At 53.8% G+C, this 221-nt stretch carries 1 protein-coding gene; it reads left to right on the plus strand.

Translation table 11 applies throughout. From position 1 onward, the window contains the following. Positions 1-221 (plus strand): MFS transporter (locus FDX22_RS12170; protein WP_146717257.1); only part of this gene is annotated, 221 nt, incomplete at both ends.

Below are 221 nucleotides of genomic sequence, written 5' to 3' on the forward strand. Positions count from 1 at the left end.
CTCTCGCTTTATTTGCACTCACAATAAGTGCCTTCGCTATTGGCACGACTGAATTTGTGATTGTCGGCCTGGTGCCGACCATTGCTGAACAACTGGCGATCTCTTTACCTTCTGCCGGGATGCTGGTTTCAATCTATGCGCTGGGTGTCGCGATCGGGGCGCCAGTATTGACTGCCCTGACCGGACGTCTGCCACGTAAGCAACTGTTGGTTGCGCTGATG

The sequence above is a fragment of the Citrobacter sp. TBCS-14 genome (assembly GCF_005280805.1).
Taxonomy (GTDB): domain Bacteria; phylum Pseudomonadota; class Gammaproteobacteria; order Enterobacterales; family Enterobacteriaceae; genus Citrobacter; species Citrobacter gillenii.